Below are 15,231 nucleotides of genomic sequence, written 5' to 3'. Positions count from 1 at the left end.
ACCGCCACCGTGACCCAGATCGCCTCCCGCAGCCTCCCGGCGGACGCACGCCGCGCCTCCCGTCCGCACCGCAGCCGCCCGTTCGGCGTGCTGTTCCGCAAGCACTCGCCCGCCGTCCTGCGGCACGTGATCCTGCTCGTCGCGGTCGTGCTGTTCTTCGGCCCGTTCCTCTGGATGCTGCTGACGAGCTTCAAGTCCTCGGAGGAGGCACTCGCCTTCCCGCCGACGTTCCTGCCGCGGAAGTGGGAACTGTCGAACTACACCGACATCTTCACCGTCGCCCCCTTCGGGTTGTACTTCTTCAACTCGACGGTCGTGGCCATCGCGACGACCCTCGGGCAGATCGTGACGAGCCTGGCCGCGGGCTTCGCGTTCTCGCGCCTGAAGTTCCCCGGCAAGAACATCGTCTTCGTCGTCCTGCTCGCGGCGCTCCTCGTGCCGTTCGAGGTCGTGTTCACGCCGCTCATCACCCTGCTGTCGTCGCTGCACTGGCTGAACAGCTACCAGGGCCTCATCGTGCCGAACATCCCCTCCATCCTCGGCACCTTCCTGTTCCGGCAGTTCTTCACGTCGTTCCCGAGCGAGATCGAGGACGCCAGTCGGGTCGACGGTGCCGGCGTGTGGCGGCGGATGTGGTCGGTCGTGACGCCGATGGCGACCCCGATGATCGGGTCCTTCGCGGTCCTGTCGTTCGTCTACAACTGGAACAACTTCTTCTTCCAGTTCCTCGTGGCGTCGCGGACCGAGTTCTTCACCGTCTCCGTCGGCCTCACGCAGCTGCAGTCCGCGAACGCGAGCCAGAGCTTCAACCTGCTGATGGCCGGCTCGACACTGGCGATCCTGCCGGTCTTCATCGTCTTCATCATCTTCCAGAAGCAGATCGTGTCGGCCATGGCCGGCGGACTCCGCTGATCCCGCACCACCCCTCGCTCCACTCCTCCTCATCACCCTTCGCTCCACCCGAAGTCCGAGAAAGGACGACTCATGCGCAAGCGACTGCTCGGTGCCACGGCCCTCGCCGTGGGTGCCGCACTGGCCCTGTCCGGGTGTTCCGGCGGCTCCGTCACCGGCAACTCCGGCGGCAGCGGCGGCAAGACCACGATCACGGTCTGGCACAACTACACGGGGCCCCAGGCCACCGAGGTGAAGAAGCTCATCGACGAGTACAACTCCTCGCAGGACGAGATCGACGTCCAGCCCCAGTACGCGGCCTCGTCCGACCAGTTCGACGCGAAGCTCATCAACGCGCTGAAGAACGACACCGGCCCCGACATGGTGCTCGGCGACAGCACGCCGCAGCAGACCGGCGAGGTGATCCAGACCGGCAAGGTCCTGCCGCTCGAGGACTACCTGTCCAGCGGTGACGTCACGAAGGACAGCTTCACCGAGGGCATGCTCTCGACCGGCGAGTTCGACGGCAAGCAGTACACGCTGCCGACCGACATCGGCGACTACGCCGTCGTCTACAACAAGGAGATGTTCAAGGAGGCCGGGATCACCGACACCCCGAAGACGTGGTCGGAGTTCCAGGACGACGCGAAGAAGCTCACCAAGGGCACGACCCAGTACGGCGCCTACCTGCCGATCGGCACCGGTGAGTGGCCGGTCTTCACGTGGCAGTCGATGCTCTGGGGCGCCGGCGGCGAGTTCCTCAACGAGGACAACACCAAGGTCGAGTTCAACAGCGACGCGGGCGTGAAGGCGCTCACGGCGTGGACGGACATGCTGCAGGACGGCTCCGCCTACCCGCAGTCGCTCCTGACCACCTCGACGAACGGCGCCGTCCCCGCGCTCACGTCGAAGAAGGCCGCGATGGCGATCACCGGCGCGTACGACCTGTCGACCATCGACAGCACGCTCGGCAAGGACAACGTCGGCGTCTTCGCCCTCCCCGGCATCGAGCAGCCCGCGATGAACCTCGGCACGAACAACTCGTACGTCATCAAGACGACGACCGCGAAGCAGGACGCCTCGTGGAAGTTCCTGCAGTGGTGGCTCAGCCCGGACACGCAGGCGAAGTGGGACATCGCGACCGGCCTGCTCCCCGCGAACCAGGCCACGGCGGACAACGCGACGTGGAAGAAGTACCTGGAGGAGAACCCGCGCCTCAAGGCCTTCGCCGACGAGCTCGAGTACGCCAAGGCGCGCCCGTCGATCACCGCGTACGGCGAGGTGAGCGCGGCCCTGTCGACGCAGCTGCAGTCCGCGATGCTGCTGAAGACCAGCCCGAAGGAAGCCCTCGACGCCGCGGCGGAGAAGGCCCAGGCGGCACTGGACGACGCCGCGAAGTAGCGGTCGCTCCGCAGGACGGCCCCGCTCCCGACCGGGAGCGGGGCCGTCCTGCGTGCCGCCCTGATGACGAGAGCAGACTCGCGATGTACCGTGACTGCACCAGACGCGATACATCGCGAGTTCGAGGAGGCAACATGGCCCAGGAGAAGTGGCTCGTCGAGGAGCCCAAGGTGATCGACACCGGCATCGTCCGCGCCCTGCGCGTGGGCCTCGCCGGTGGGCAGGTCGACGTCGTCGCCCACGACGAACCGACCGCCCGGATCGAGGTGCACGGCGTGTCCGGCAAGCCGCTCAAGATCGAGCTGGACGGCGACACGCTCACCATCGACCACCCGCAGATCCGGTGGGACGACCCGCTCGGGTTCCTGAAGTCGTTCCGCGGACGTGCCAGCGCCGACGTCAGCGTGCTGGTGCCGCGCGACGCACGGGTCACGATCGGCGTCGTCTCCGCGGGCGTGCTGCTCTCCGGCACGAACCGCGGCGCCTCCGTGAACTCCGTCTCGGGCGACGCCGTCGTCGACGGGCTCGCGGGCGACCTCGCCGTGCACGCCGTCTCCGGGTCGACCACGGTGCGCGACCTCGACGGTGCGCTGACCGTCCGCACCGTGTCCGGTGACGTCGTGGCGACGGGGGCGATCCCGCGCCTCACGGCCGACGGGGTGAACGCCGACGTGGTGCTCGACCTGCAGGGCACGCCCGACGCGGCGCGGATCGACACGGTGTCCGGATCGGTCAGCGTCCGGCTCGAGGACGGCGTCCCCTACCGCTGCACCGTCAGCACGGCGACCGGCGGGCTGCAGTTCGACGACTCCGAGATCCGCGGGGTCCGCGGCTCGTACGTCAAGCAGGGCGGCGAGCTGTCCGGGCAGTGGCTCGACCTGAAGGTCAACTCGGTCTCGGGTGACATCGCGGTCCTGCACGCACCGCCCGCGGCTGCGCCGTCCGCTCCGACGGCTGACGACGACGAGACGGTGGTGCCCGACCGGGGTACCAGCACTGCCCCCGGCGAACGCGCAACCGACGACGAGACGGTGGTGCCCGACCGGGGTACCAGCACTGCCCCCGGCGAACGCGCAACCGACGACGAGACGGTGGTGCCCGAATGAGCCCCGTCTTCGCGCACGGCCACCTGCGCCTGTCCCTGCTGTCGATGCTCGCCGACCGTCCGATGCACGGCTACGAGCTCATCCAGGCCCTCGGCGAGCGCTTCGGCGGCGCCTACGTCCCGAGCGCCGGCACCGTGTACCCGCGGCTCGCCAAGCTCGAGTCCGAGGGGCTCGTCACGAAGACCGTCGACGGCCGCAAGACCGTCTACGCGATCACCGACGCCGGCCGCGCCGAGCTCGACGCCCGCGCCGAGGAGCTCGCCGCGGTCGAGTCCGGGGTCGCCGACTCGGTGCGGTCCCTCGCCGACGGCGTCCGCGCCTCGGTCGGCGAGGCCATGCGCTCGCTCCGTGCGGACCTCGCCGCGAGCGCCCAGGCCCCTCGAGGCCAGACCGCCGACGAGCCCGTCGACGTCCCGACGGAGGGCGCCCGCGCCCTGCGCGAGGTGGAGATGGCGATCGCCGCCTTCCGGCAGCAGGTCCGGGCGGACCTGCGTCGCCGCGCGACGCGCGGGACGCTCACCGAGGACACGGTGACGCGTCTGCGGGACGGCCTGGAGGCCCTGCGCCGCTCCGTCTGACGGCCGCCGGCGGACGGGTGGTGGCGATCCGCGCCTCCCGTCCGCCACACGACGGCACGCGCCCGTCGCGTGCCCCGCGGGGCCTGTCCGTTCCCACAGTGTTGACTCGCACGCGCAACTGAGTAGGTTTGCCGCTCGTGACGAACGAGATCCGGTCGCTGAAGGCGCGACTGATCGGGGATCCCCTGCCCTCGGAGAAGCTCGAGGGACAGCTCCTCCCGAAGCACCTGGCGCTGCCGATCTTCGCGAGCGACCCGCTGTCGAGCGTGGCGTACGCGCCGCAGGAGCTCCTCATGATCCTGCTGCTCGGCGGGATGGCGTTCCTGACCTTCGCGCCGTGGGTCGCGGCCATGGTGGTGCTGCTGCTCGTCGTGGTCGTCGCGTCCTACCGACAGCTCGTCAAGGCGTACCCGTCGGGCGGTGGCGACTACGAGGTCGCGCACCGGAACCTCGGCGAGAAGGCCGGTCTCGTCGTCGCGAGCGCCCTGCTCGTCGACTACGTGATGACGGTCGCCGTGTCGGTGGCGTCGGGCGTGGACAACATCATCTCGGCCCTGCCCGGCCTCGACCCGTTCCGCGTCGAGCTCGCGGTCGCCTTCGTGGTGCTGCTCGCCGGGGTGAACCTGCGCGGGGTCCGCGAGTCGAGCAAGGCGTTCGCGGTGCCGACCTACCTGTTCGTCGGCTCGGTGTTCGTCATGGTCCTGACCGGCCTGGTCCGCACCGCACTCGGCAACGCCCCCGTCGCCGAGTCCGCCGCGTACACGATCGACAACGTCGAGCACACGACGCAGGCCGCCTTCGTGCTGCTGCTCCTGCGCGCGTTCGCGTCCGGCTGCTCGGCCCTGACCGGTGTCGAGGCGATCGCGAACGGCGTGCAGGCCTTCCGCCGACCGAAGATCCGGAACGCCCAGACGACGCTGGTGCTCATGGGCTCGATCGCGATCGTGCTGTTCGTCGGGCTCATCACGCTCGCACTCGTCTCCCACGTGCACTACGCCGAGCGCGCCTGCGACCTGCAGGGCTTCACCGCGTGCGCGACCACGCCGCAGCGCTCGCTCATCGCGCAGATCGCCGCCGCGACCTTCGGGAACGGCAGCATCCTGTTCTTCGTCGTGCAGGCGACGACGGCCGCGGTGCTGCTCCTCGCCGCGAACACGGCCTTCAACGGCTTCCCGCTGCTCGGCTCGATCCTGGCGCGGGACTCCTACACACCGAAGGCCCTGTCGACGCGTGGTGACCGGCTCATCTACTCGAACGGCGTCATCGTGCTCGCGCTCGTCGCGGTCGCGCTGCTCGTGGTGTACCGGGCGAACGTCACGAGCCTGATCCAGCTGTACATCATCGGCGTCTTCGTGTCGTTCACGCTCGGCCAGACCGGCATGGTCCGGCACTGGCTGCGGCTCCTCCGCGCGGACCGCGACGGCACCGCGGACGAGCCCGTCGACCGGGGCCAGGTCTGGCGCTCGCTGACCATCAACTCGATCGGCGCGACGTCCACCTTCGTCGTGCTCGTCATCGTCACCATCACGAAGTTCACGCACGGCGCCTGGCTCGTGTTCGTGATCATGCCGGTGCTCTTCGTGCTGATGCTCGGTGTGAACCGGTACTACCGCGACGTCTCGCACGAGGTCGAGGCGGACGTCGACACGCAGTTCGGCGCGACCGGCGACCACGCGATCGTCCTCGTCAACAGGCTCCAGAAGCCGGTGCTCAAGGCGATCGACTACGCCATCGCGGCGCAGCACGCCGGACTCGAGGCGGTGCACGTCGCGATCGACGACGCCGAGGCCCGTCGCCTGCAGGAGCAGTGGGTCGAGCACGGCATCGAGGTCCCGCTCACCGTCGTGCCGAGTCCCTACCGCGACATCTCGATGCCGCTCATCCGGTACATCAAGGCGCACCGGGCCGAGCACGGGTCCGAGGTCGTGACCGTCTACACGCCGGTCTTCGTCGTCGGCCACTGGTGGGAGACGCTGCTGCACAACCACCGTGGCCGCCGGATCCGCAAGAAGCTGCTGCTCGTGCACGGGGTGACCGTCGCCCTGGTGCCGTGGCTGCTCGACTCGTCCGAGCTGCTGTACGGCCGTCGTTCGCGGCCGCTCCCGGGCCAGGAGCGCCGCGGGGAGCCGATCCGTCCGGCGCTCCGCCGCTCGCCGCAGGGCGTGTTCCACCACGACGCGCAGGAGGACCGGCTCCTCCGGTCGGTGCAGCGGAACAGCCTGCAGCCCGTGGGACGGCCGCTGCAGCGCGACGGCCTGCAGCCGAGGCGCGCGACGCGTCCGGCCGGCCCCGCCGAGGGCGTCGACCAGACGCAGTGCACGGGCGAGATGCGTCTCCTCGTCCCCGCACCTGCACGACGTGACGGCGACCGGTCGTAGCATCGTCCGCGACATGACGATCTCCGACCTGCGCACCTTCGCGACCTTCGACGGCCACGGCGGCAAGGTCTCGAAGCGTGTCGAGGTGCTCGACCACGAACCATCGACGGCCGGACCGTACGCCGGACTGGTCCCGGTGCGCGGCGAGCACCCGCTCGGCGCCCTCGACGAACGACCCGCCGACGACGGCGCCGACCTCGCCCGCGGGGTCGCCAGCATCGGCTGGGTCGACCCCGCGACGCTCCGTGACTGGTACCGGCCGGACAGCGTCGTCGTCACGCGGCTCGAAGCACGCCGTTCCGGGCTCGAGCCCGGGACCTACGCCGACTCACGTGGCCGCGGTCGCGTCCGGATCGACGGCCTGGAGGCACGGCTCGCCCCCGACGGTCGGCCCGCCTTCCGCGCGTTGGCCGGCCCGGTCGACGCGCCCGTCGTCGACGTCCCCCTGCCCACCGACCAGGCGGTGCGCCTGGTCGCGGTGCGTCCGGTCGAGGACGGACTCGAGGTCGTGACCACACCGGTGTCGCCGTTCCTCTCCCCCGGGCGCCACGCCGTGTACGGCGCCGACGTGGTGGGACTGCCGCCGCGGCCGTCGACCGGGCAGGTGTCGGTGCAGGCTGCGGTGCTGCTCGACGGGTCGCTGCACGAGGTCGTCCGGATCGACGAGCAGGCCGCGACGATCTGGATCCGGCAGGGCGACACCGAGGTGCCGATCGCGGCGAGCGGCGTCGGGCCGGACCTGGTGCGCTACACGGCGACGCCGGTCTGAGTGCCCGGTCCCGTGGGGGACGTCCTCGCTGCGTGTCGGGTCCGCCGTCGCGCGTAGGTTCGGCCCATGACCGACGCAGCAGACCAGACCCCCGACGAGTCGCACCAGGGCGAGACCCTGGGCGGCGAGCGTCCCGACCCCTCGACGACCGCGAGCAAGGACCCGGAGCAGTGGGTGACCGGCGACGAGCCCATGACCGGCCCGCAGCGCAGCTACCTCGACACCCTGGCCCGCGAGGCCGGCGAGGAACTCCCCGCGGACCTCACCAAGGCCGAGGCGTCCGAGCACATCGACCGCCTGCAGCAGCAGACCGGGCGCGGCGCGGACTCCTGACACCTCGCTCCTCCCACCGACGCCGGTCCCCGCTGTGGCGGACCGGCGTCGGTCGTTCCTGAGAGCCGGTCCCCGCTTCGGTGGACCGTCTCCTGGACAGCCCCTGGCAGAGTCCGGGCGGTTCGCCGAGGCCATCCGGTCGATGACACGTCACCGCATAGCGTCGGCAGCATGCGAACGACATCGACCTCCATCGGCCTGACCGCGCTCCGCATCGTCCTCGGCGTGGTGTTCATCGCCCACGGCGCCCAGAAGTTCACCCAGGGCATCCCCGGCGTCGCCCAGGGCTTCGCCGGGATGGGCGTCCCGCTCGCCGAGGTCGCAGCTCCGCTCGTGGCGGGACTCGAACTCGTCGGCGGGATCCTCCTCGTGCTCGGCGTCGCCACCCGCGTCGTCGGCCTGCTGCTCGCGGTCGACATGGTCGTCGCGGGCCTGCTCGCCCACGCCACCGCGGGTTTCTTCGCCCAGGAGGGCGGCTTCGAGTACGTGCTGGTGCTCGCCGTGGCGTCCCTCGCCGTCGCGCTCACCGGACCCGGACGGTTCTCGGTCGACGCCCTCGTGCTGCGCTCCGCGCGACGGAAGCGCGGGGTCCGGGAGCCCCTCCCCGCCTGAGTCCTGATCAGGTCTTCCTCCCCGCCACGGGGGACGTCGGTGGCCAGGTGGGGAACGGGGTACATGGTAGAGTGATCGGCAGATTTCAAACCACGAACCGTTCGGTTCCCCGGGTGGCAACCACGCACCCGCCAGGACCGGACCAGAGCCGATCACGAGGGGGTCACGCATGGGGCGCGGCCGTCAGAAGGCAAAGCACACCAAGGTCGCCCGGGAGCTGAAGTACTTCAGTCCGGACACGAACTACGGTGCGCTCGAACGCGAGCTCTCCGCCGGGCAACACTCGGACGAAGACTCCTACGTCGACCGCTGGGCTGACCAGTACGGTGAGGAACCGGGCGACGACGAGGACGAGTTCGAGCCCCAGCAGGACCAGAACAAGTCCGCCTGACCTGAACCGTCGACGCCGCGCACCCTCCGGGGCCGCGCGGCGTCGTCGTGTGCGCGGGCGGCGGGCTCCGGGCTCGTACTCGCCGAGCGGGCCACATCCGTCACACTCGACGCCGTCCGACGACGGAACGCACCCGCCCGCCGGACCTGAGCGGCATGTCGTGCTCGCTCGGTGGCAGCCTCGTCGGCCTGTCGGCCCCCGGTCATCCGACGCACGTCGACCGGCCGCGGACGCCTGGTAGCCGACTCGGCGCTCCCGAGCGCGCCCGATCCGTCACACTCGAAGCCGTCCGACGACGAAACACACCCGCCCGCCGGACCTGAGCGGCATGTCGTGCCCGTTCAGCAGGAGCCCCGACCCGACCGACGACGATCTGCCGACCGCGTCTGACCGGCCGCGTCTGACTGACTGCAGCCGAGGCGCCAGGCAGCGTCAGTCGACCGGGAAGGGTCAGTCGACCGGGAAGAGTCAGTCGACCGGGTGCGATCAGTCACGCTCGACGCCCCGCAGCGACCGGAACTGCCCGCTCGTCGAACCTGAGCGGCGCGTCGCACCCGCTCGCGCCCGCGGCCGACGGGTGCGGCCGGCGCGCCTCAGCCGGCGTAGGAACCGACGAGCCGGACCGCGCCGCCGTCGACGCCCTTGGCGCCCTGCTCGAACCCGTCCAGCCCGCGCGCCGAGGTCGACACGGTGCCGACCGTCCACGCGGGCAGCCCGGCGGCATGCAGGTCCTCGAGCACCGCCGACGCCGAGGCCGCGTCCACGACGGCGAACATCCCGATGCCGAGGTTCCACGTGCCCTCGGTGTCCTCGACCGGCGTCCCCGCCATGTCCGCGAGCACCCGGAACACCGTCGGGGGCGTCCACGTCGAACGGTCGACCTCGACCCAGGTGCCGAGGGGCAGCACGCGCGCCAGGTTCGCAGCGATGCCACCGCCCGTCACGTGGGAGAGCGAGTGGACGACACCGGGCCGGGCGTCGAGCAGGTCGAGCAGCGGCGCAGTGTAGAGCCGGGTGGGCTCGAGCAGGGCCTCGCCCACGGAGACTCCTGCGCCGAACTCCGGCAGCTGGTCGGTGTAGCCGATGCCCTTGCCGGACAGGATGTGCCGCACGAGCGAGTACCCGTTCGAGTGCAGCCCGGACGACTCGATCGCCACGACGACGTCGCCGTCCTGCACCAGGTGCGCGCCGAGCTGTCGGTCGGCCTCGACGACACCGGTCGCGGCACCGGCCACGTCGTACTCGTCCGGCCCGAGCAGCCCCGGGTGCTCGGCCGTCTCGCCGCCGACGAGCGCGGTCCCGGTCGCCGAGCAGCCGCGGGCGATGCCGGCGACGATGTCGGCGATGCGGTTCGGCACGACGCGGCCGCAGGCGATGTAGTCCGTCATGAAGAGCGGCTTCGCACCGACCACGACGATGTCGTCGACGACCATCCCGACCAGGTCCTGGCCGATGGTGTCGTGCTTGTCGATCGCCTGCGCGATCGCGACCTTCGTGCCGACGCCGTCGGTCGAGGTGGCGAGCAACGGTCGCGAGTAGTCCTTGAGGAACGAGACGTCGTAGAGCCCCGCGAAGCCGCCGACGCCACCGAGCACGGAGGCGTTGTGCGTCGCCGAGACGGCGGACTTCATGAGCTCGACGGCCAGGTCACCGGCGGCGGTGTCGACGCCGGCGGCAGCGTACGGGTTCGGCATGCGTGGTCCTCCGCGGAGCATGGCAGACTTGTTCGGTACCACCCGATCCTACGGTCTGGAGCACTCCGCGAATGTGCGGCATCGTCGGCCTCGTTGCGCAGGGGCCCGTCAACCAATCCATCTACGACGCCCTGTTGCTCCTGCAGCACCGGGGCCAGGACTCGACGGGCATCGCCACGGTCGAGGGTCGCGTCCACCACATGCACAAGACGCGTGGGCACGTCCGCGAAGCATTCCGCACCCGTGACATGCGTGCCCTGCTCGGCACCATGGGCCTCGGGCACGTCCGGTACGCCACGAAGGGTGCCGCGAGCAACGAGGAAGAGGCCCAGCCGTTCTACGTGAACGCGCCCTACGGCATCGTGCTCGTCCACAACGGCAACCTGACGAACACCCGCGAGCTCACCCGCGAGCTGTTCGACATCGACCGCCGTCACCTGAACACCACGAGCGACACCGAGCTGCTGGTGAACGTCCTGGCGCACGAGCTCCAGGGCCAGGTCCGCGGCAGCGAGCTCGACGCCGGGCAGGTGTTCGACGCCGTCGAGCGCGTACACGAGCGCGTCGAGGGCTCCTACGCCACGATCGCGACGATCGCGGGGCACGGCCTGCTGGCGTTCCGCGACCCGTACGGCATCCGACCGCTGATCCTCGGGCACAAGTTCGACGAGGCCGGGCAGCCGGAGTGGGTCGTCGCGAGCGAGTCCCTCGTGCTCGAGTCGGGGGGCTACGAGATCGTCCGCGACATCGCCCCGGGCGAGGCCGTCTTCATCGAGATGAACGGTCAGATGCACGCCCGGCAGTGCGCGAAGGACCCGCGTCTGGTGCCGTGCTCGTTCGAGTACGTCTACCTCGCACGTCCCGACTCCGTGATGAACGGCATCTCGGTGTACGACGCCCGCCTCCGCCTCGGCAACCGCCTGGCGGACACCATCGCGCAGTACGCCCCGACCGGGGACATCGACGTCGTCATGCCGATCCCGGACTCGTCGCGCCCCGCAGCCATGCAGGTCGCGCAGAAGCTCGGCATCGACTACCGCGAGGGCTTCTTCAAGAACCGCTACGTCGGCCGCACGTTCATCATGCCCGGGCAGGCCGAGCGCAAGCGTTCGGTGCGCCAGAAGCTCAACGCGATGTCGTCCGAGTTCAAGGGCAAGAACATCCTGATCGTCGACGACTCGATCGTCCGCGGTACCACGAGCCGCGAGATCGTCGAGATGGCCCGTGCCGCCGGTGCGAACGAGGTCACGTTCACGAGCGCCGCTCCCCCGGTCCGCTACCCGCACGTGTACGGCATCAACATGCCGACGCGCGCGGAGCTCATCGCGCACGACCGGAAGATCCCGGAGATCAACCGCGTGCTCGGCAGCGACCACCTCATCTACCAGGAGGTGGCGGACATGCGCGACGCGATCATCGAGGGCTCGGACGTCACCGACCTCGAGATGAGCTGCTTCACCGGCGAGTACGTCAGCGGCACCGTGAGCCCGGAGTACCTGTCGTGGGTGGAGGCGAACCAGCTCAGCTGAGTCGCGTCCCGACGCGACACGCATCGGACGGGAGGCCCGGTACCAGCTGGTACCGGGCCTCCCGTCCGTCGTGTGGTGGCGACCGTCAGCGGTCGGTGCGCTCCACGGGTCCGCTCGCGTCGCCGTGCTCCTCGACCTCGCCGTCGACGGTCTCCTCCGCCGGCTCGACCTCGACGCGCTCCGCCGTCAGGCGGGCGGCGCGGCGGGCGAACACCCGGTCGAGCACGATCGCCACGACGGCGCCCACGAAGGCGCCGATCGTGACGCCCCAGAGCGAGAAGTAGCCGACGAGCGTGCCGAAGTCGGCGTCCTGCTGGTCGCCGCGGTCGATGTCCATGGTGAGCGTCACGACGAGCAGCGTCGCGAGGAAGCCGAGCACCGCGCCGCCGACGATGAACACGCCGAACTTCGGTGCGCGTCGGATGGTGACCTCGTCCGGCGAGCTGACGGCGCTCGGAGCCGGCGTCGCGGCCGGCACTGCCGGGCGGTCTTCAGGTCGGTCGGTGTCGCTCACCAGACCATTGTCCCCCACTGTGGGAGGTGCCGCGGCCTGTTGCGCGTCGGCTGATCCAGGGCATGATGTCCCTACCGGTCGGTATCCACGGAACGCATCCCGTCGGACTCCGACCGCCCGGTCGAGGACGATGTCGGAGCCCGGGAACGGGATCCGCGAGCCGGGGGGAGCAGGCGGACGACCAGGACCGGGAGGTGACGGGGTGCACGAGCAGTCCATCCGCGGGCGTCGCCGGACCCGCACGCCCGGACGTGTGCCGTGGCCGATCGTGCAGCGCCGCGAGGAGGACCGCGCGGTGTCCGTCGTCGCCGAGCACCGTTGGAGCGTCGCGATCGTCGGCGCGCCCGGCCTCGGGAAGACCTCCACCGCCGCCCGCGTGACCGACCGGGTCGCCCGCCGCGACACCACCGGTCGCACCGTCGTGGTGCCGATCACCGCGGTCGCCGCCGGCCGGTCGATGCCGTTCGGTGCCGTCGCGGACCGGTTCGGCGAGCTGCCCGCCGCCCTCGCGGACCTGGTCGACGACGCCTCGGCCGCGCAGCGGTTGCGCGAGACGCACGACCTGGCCGACCGCGACGTCGTCCTGCGCGTCGACGACGCCGACCACCTCGACGCCATCTCGGCGCGCTACGTCGCCTGGCTCGTCCGCGACCAGGGCGCGCGCCTCGTGCTGACCTGCCGCGACTTCACCGCGCTGTCGGACCCGCTCCGCGCGCTGTGGCAGGACGACCTGCTCGAGCGCATCGACCTGGCCCCGCTCGACCTGCACGAGACCGGCGAGGTCGTCGCGCAGGCACTCGGCGCGCAGCTCGAGACCGCCTCGACCGAGCGCGTGCACCGGGCGACGGCCGGCAACCCGCTGTACCTGCGCGAGGTGGTCCGCGCCGCACTGACGTCGGGGGCGCTCGACCAGACCGCGACGGGCTGGTACTGGCGCGGTCGGGTGACCGCGTCGAACAGCCTGGCGGACATGTACCGCACTGAGCTCGGCGCGCTGCCCGAGGACCTCCGCGACGTCGTCGACATCGTCGCGCTCGCCGACCCGATCCCGCTCGCCCGCCTGCTCGGCCTGGTGTCCGGCGGTGACGTCGACCGGGTCGTCGCGCTCGGGCTGGTCGCCGTCGACTCCGCCGAGGACGGCACGAGCATCGTCCGGCCGTCGCACCCGCTCGTGGGCGAGGTCGTCCGCGGGCTCGTCCCGGTCGCTCGACGCACGGCGCTGTTCGCCCGGGCCAACGCCTTCCGGACCACCCGCCCCGAGGGCGCACCGCCCGCCGCTCGGCTCCGCGCCGCGCTCTGGTCGCTCGAGTGCGGTGTGCTGCCCCCGGTCGGCCAGCTGCTCGACGCCACGGAGGTCGCCGTCCGGCTGCAGGAGCACGAGAGCGCCGTCGCCCTGGCCTCCGCTGCACTCCGCACCGCGCTCACGGCCACCGAGCGGGTCACCGCACACTGCCTGCGGTCGATCGCGCACTCGTACAGCACCGGCCGCGAGGCCGGTCGGGTCGACGCCGAGGCCGCGTGGGACCTCGCCCGGAAGCGCGCCGGCGAGGTCGACGACGCCGTCGTGGTCGAGGCGTGCGAGACGCTGGCGAACATCCGCCAGTTCCACGACGACGACGTCGACGCCGCGGTGGCGCTGACCGAGGCGCTGATGCCGCTGGTCGGGCCGGAGACGGCCGAGCACGTGCGGCTGCTCCGGCTCGCCCACCTGGGGTGGGGCGGTCGGTTCGCCGAGGTCCGCGAGGAGATCGAACGGTCGCGCATCCTGCAGCAGCCGACGGTCCCGGTGTCGTTCCTCTGCATCGCGCCCTGCGTGACGATGGCACTCGCGACCGAGGGCCGGCTCGAAGAGGCGGCTGCGTTCGCCCGTCGCGCGATCGCCACGGCCGTCGAGCACGTCGAGGCCGCTCCCTGGGGTGTCGGCGAGAACGTCTCGGTGCTCCACCAGGTGCAGGTGTGGCGCGGGGACATGGCCGACCTGGTCACCGAGATCCCGGTCCGGCGCGGGAGCCCGTTCCTGAAGTACGACTTCACGCTCGAGCTCATCGGGCTCGGCAACCACGCGATCGGGCAGCGCCGGTGGGACGACGCGATCGCCGCGTTCTCCGCCGCGTGCGAGCGCTACGTCGTGGCCGACCACGGCGGGTTCGCGGCGTACCCCTGGGCCCGCCTGGCCATGGCGTACGCCTACGCCGGCGACGCGGAACGCGCTGCCGAGGCCCTCGAGCGCGCCCGCACGACGCCGGGCCGTGCCATGCGGATCACCGGCGAGCAGGTCGCGGTGTCGATCGCCTGGACCGAGACCGTGCTCGGGAACCCGGCGGGGCTGCGGCACGCCGACGAGATCATCGAGCGGAGCACCCGTGACGGGTCCTGGCTGCACGTCATGTACGCGACGACGCAGCACTACACGCACGACATGACGACCGGACGGGACGCCACCGCGTCGCTCGTCCGCATGCGCGAGGCGGCAGCCCGGGTCGACGGCCCCCTCGCCGCGGCGGTCGTCGAGTACGCGGACGCCGTCCTCGCCGACGACCGGACGCGGATCGTGGCGGCGCAGGGGGTGCTCGCGTCGCACGGGATGGCGGTGTCCGCCGGCCGGGTCCGTCCGCCGCTGACGAACCGGGAGTACGAGGTCGCCGAGCTGGCCGCGCAGGGCCTGAGCAACCGACGGATCGCGGAGATGCTGAGCCTGAGCGTCCGGACGGTCGACGCGCACATGTCGCGGATCTTCGCGAAGTGGGACGTGCACGCCCGGTCGGAGCTCGTCGAACTGCTCGGTGCCCGCTGAACGGGCCGACTCCCAAGGGGAGAACCTGACGCCTGATCAGGAAAGGTCCCCGGAGGAACCACGATCGTTGCGGTTTGCAGCACGACTCGCCGCACCGGTTGACAACGAACGCAGTATGTCGCGTACCTTTGACCCTGTCGCCGGGTTCGGACCCGTTCGGGTCGGGTCCGAATCCCGGCGACTTCAACGCTACGCGGCGGCTCCTCCCGATCACATCGGTAGGACCTACCTAAGTCAGTGA

The 15,231-nt window shown here is 71.1% G+C and carries 13 protein-coding genes; 11 read left to right on the top strand and 2 right to left on the bottom strand.

The genetic code is table 11. The features are described from left to right. Positions 1–9: 9 nt before the first annotated feature. From ACIPEQ_RS05565 to ACIPEQ_RS05525, 9 genes are all read left to right on the top strand, one after another. Entirely contained in the window at positions 10–912 is a 903-nt protein-coding gene (locus ACIPEQ_RS05565) for a carbohydrate ABC transporter permease (protein ID WP_402714406.1), read from the top strand. A gap of 72 nt (positions 913–984) precedes the next feature. After that, positions 985–2,292, top strand: a complete 1,308-nt coding sequence (locus ACIPEQ_RS05560) for an ABC transporter substrate-binding protein (RefSeq protein ID WP_402714405.1) — start codon at positions 985–987, stop codon at positions 2,290–2,292. 134 nt (positions 2,293–2,426) lie between these two features. Beyond that, positions 2,427–3,398 carry a DUF4097 family beta strand repeat-containing protein gene (locus tag ACIPEQ_RS05555; protein ID WP_402714404.1) on the top strand — a complete coding sequence of 324 codons (972 nt, stop codon included), beginning with the start codon at positions 2,427–2,429 and terminating at the stop codon, positions 3,396–3,398. Further along, positions 3,395–3,976: a PadR family transcriptional regulator gene (locus ACIPEQ_RS05550; protein ID WP_126892322.1), complete on the top strand. Its 582-nt coding sequence runs from the start codon at positions 3,395–3,397 to the stop codon at positions 3,974–3,976. The genes ACIPEQ_RS05555 and ACIPEQ_RS05550 overlap by 4 nt, the downstream gene beginning before the upstream one ends. A gap of 128 nt (positions 3,977–4,104) precedes the next feature. Further along, on the top strand, positions 4,105–6,354 hold the full coding sequence (locus ACIPEQ_RS05545; RefSeq protein WP_402714403.1) for an APC family permease: 2,250 nt from the start codon (positions 4,105–4,107) through the stop codon (positions 6,352–6,354). A 13-nt stretch (positions 6,355–6,367) separates the two neighbouring features. Continuing rightward, complete coding sequence (locus tag ACIPEQ_RS05540; RefSeq protein ID WP_402714402.1) at positions 6,368–7,123, top strand: hypothetical protein; 756 nt, start codon at positions 6,368–6,370, stop codon at positions 7,121–7,123. Between the two features lie 66 nt (positions 7,124–7,189). Further along, positions 7,190–7,456: a DUF3072 domain-containing protein gene (locus ACIPEQ_RS05535; RefSeq protein ID WP_058727430.1), complete on the top strand. Its 267-nt coding sequence runs from the start codon at positions 7,190–7,192 to the stop codon at positions 7,454–7,456. A 171-nt stretch (positions 7,457–7,627) separates the two neighbouring features. Continuing rightward, complete coding sequence (locus ACIPEQ_RS05530; RefSeq protein WP_209679961.1) at positions 7,628–8,068, top strand: DoxX family protein; 441 nt, start codon at positions 7,628–7,630, stop codon at positions 8,066–8,068. Between the two features lie 169 nt (positions 8,069–8,237). Further along, on the top strand, positions 8,238–8,459 hold the full coding sequence (locus ACIPEQ_RS05525; protein ID WP_058727428.1) for a DUF3073 domain-containing protein: 222 nt from the start codon (positions 8,238–8,240) through the stop codon (positions 8,457–8,459). Positions 8,460–9,052: 593 nt separating this feature from the next. On the opposite strand, the gene purM is transcribed toward ACIPEQ_RS05525, so the two are convergent. Continuing rightward, entirely contained in the window at positions 9,053–10,153 is a 1,101-nt protein-coding gene (gene purM, locus ACIPEQ_RS05520; RefSeq protein ID WP_402714401.1) for a phosphoribosylformylglycinamidine cyclo-ligase, read from the bottom strand. A 71-nt stretch (positions 10,154–10,224) separates the two neighbouring features. On the opposite strand from purM, the gene purF reads away from it, so the two are divergent. Then, complete coding sequence (purF, locus tag ACIPEQ_RS05515; RefSeq protein ID WP_402714400.1) at positions 10,225–11,682, top strand: amidophosphoribosyltransferase; 1,458 nt, start codon at positions 10,225–10,227, stop codon at positions 11,680–11,682. A gap of 85 nt (positions 11,683–11,767) precedes the next feature. Here the strand turns inward: purF and ACIPEQ_RS05510 are convergent, their stop codons facing one another. Further along, entirely contained in the window at positions 11,768–12,196 is a 429-nt protein-coding gene (locus ACIPEQ_RS05510; protein ID WP_402714399.1) for a hypothetical protein, read from the bottom strand. Between the two features lie 202 nt (positions 12,197–12,398). Between ACIPEQ_RS05510 and ACIPEQ_RS05505 the strand changes: the two genes are divergently transcribed. Further along, positions 12,399–14,990, top strand: coding sequence for a LuxR C-terminal-related transcriptional regulator (locus ACIPEQ_RS05505; RefSeq protein WP_402714398.1), 2,592 nt, complete (start codon positions 12,399–12,401; stop codon positions 14,988–14,990). The last annotated feature ends 241 nt before the right edge of the window (positions 14,991–15,231 follow it).

It is taken from the genome of Curtobacterium sp. NPDC087080 (genome assembly GCF_044745105.1).
In the GTDB taxonomy this organism is placed as follows: Bacteria; Actinomycetota; Actinomycetes; order Actinomycetales; family Microbacteriaceae; genus Curtobacterium.
The sequence above is the reverse complement of the archived record's forward strand: the minus strand, read 5'-3'. Positions and strand labels throughout refer to the sequence as shown.

What these genes read in the sequence shown, in the direction of transcription:
- ACIPEQ_RS05555 (WP_402714404.1), top strand. Translation starts at nt 2,427, where the DNA reads ATGGCCCAGGAGAAGTGGCTCGTCGAGGAGCCCAAGGTGATCGACACC.
- ACIPEQ_RS05550 (WP_126892322.1), top strand. Translation starts at nt 3,395, where the DNA reads ATGAGCCCCGTCTTCGCGCACGGCCACCTGCGCCTGTCCCTGCTGTCG.
- purF (WP_402714400.1), top strand. Translation starts at nt 10,225, where the DNA reads ATGTGCGGCATCGTCGGCCTCGTTGCGCAGGGGCCCGTCAACCAATCC.
- ACIPEQ_RS05530 (WP_209679961.1), top strand. Translation starts at nt 7,628, where the DNA reads ATGCGAACGACATCGACCTCCATCGGCCTGACCGCGCTCCGCATCGTC.
- ACIPEQ_RS05525 (WP_058727428.1), top strand. Translation starts at nt 8,238, where the DNA reads ATGGGGCGCGGCCGTCAGAAGGCAAAGCACACCAAGGTCGCCCGGGAG.
- ACIPEQ_RS05540 (WP_402714402.1), top strand. Translation starts at nt 6,368, where the DNA reads ATGACGATCTCCGACCTGCGCACCTTCGCGACCTTCGACGGCCACGGC.
- ACIPEQ_RS05535 (WP_058727430.1), top strand. Translation starts at nt 7,190, where the DNA reads ATGACCGACGCAGCAGACCAGACCCCCGACGAGTCGCACCAGGGCGAG.
- purM (WP_402714401.1), bottom strand. Translation starts at nt 10,153, where the DNA reads ATGCCGAACCCGTACGCTGCCGCCGGCGTCGACACCGCCGCCGGTGAC.
- ACIPEQ_RS05560 (WP_402714405.1), top strand. Translation starts at nt 985, where the DNA reads ATGCGCAAGCGACTGCTCGGTGCCACGGCCCTCGCCGTGGGTGCCGCA.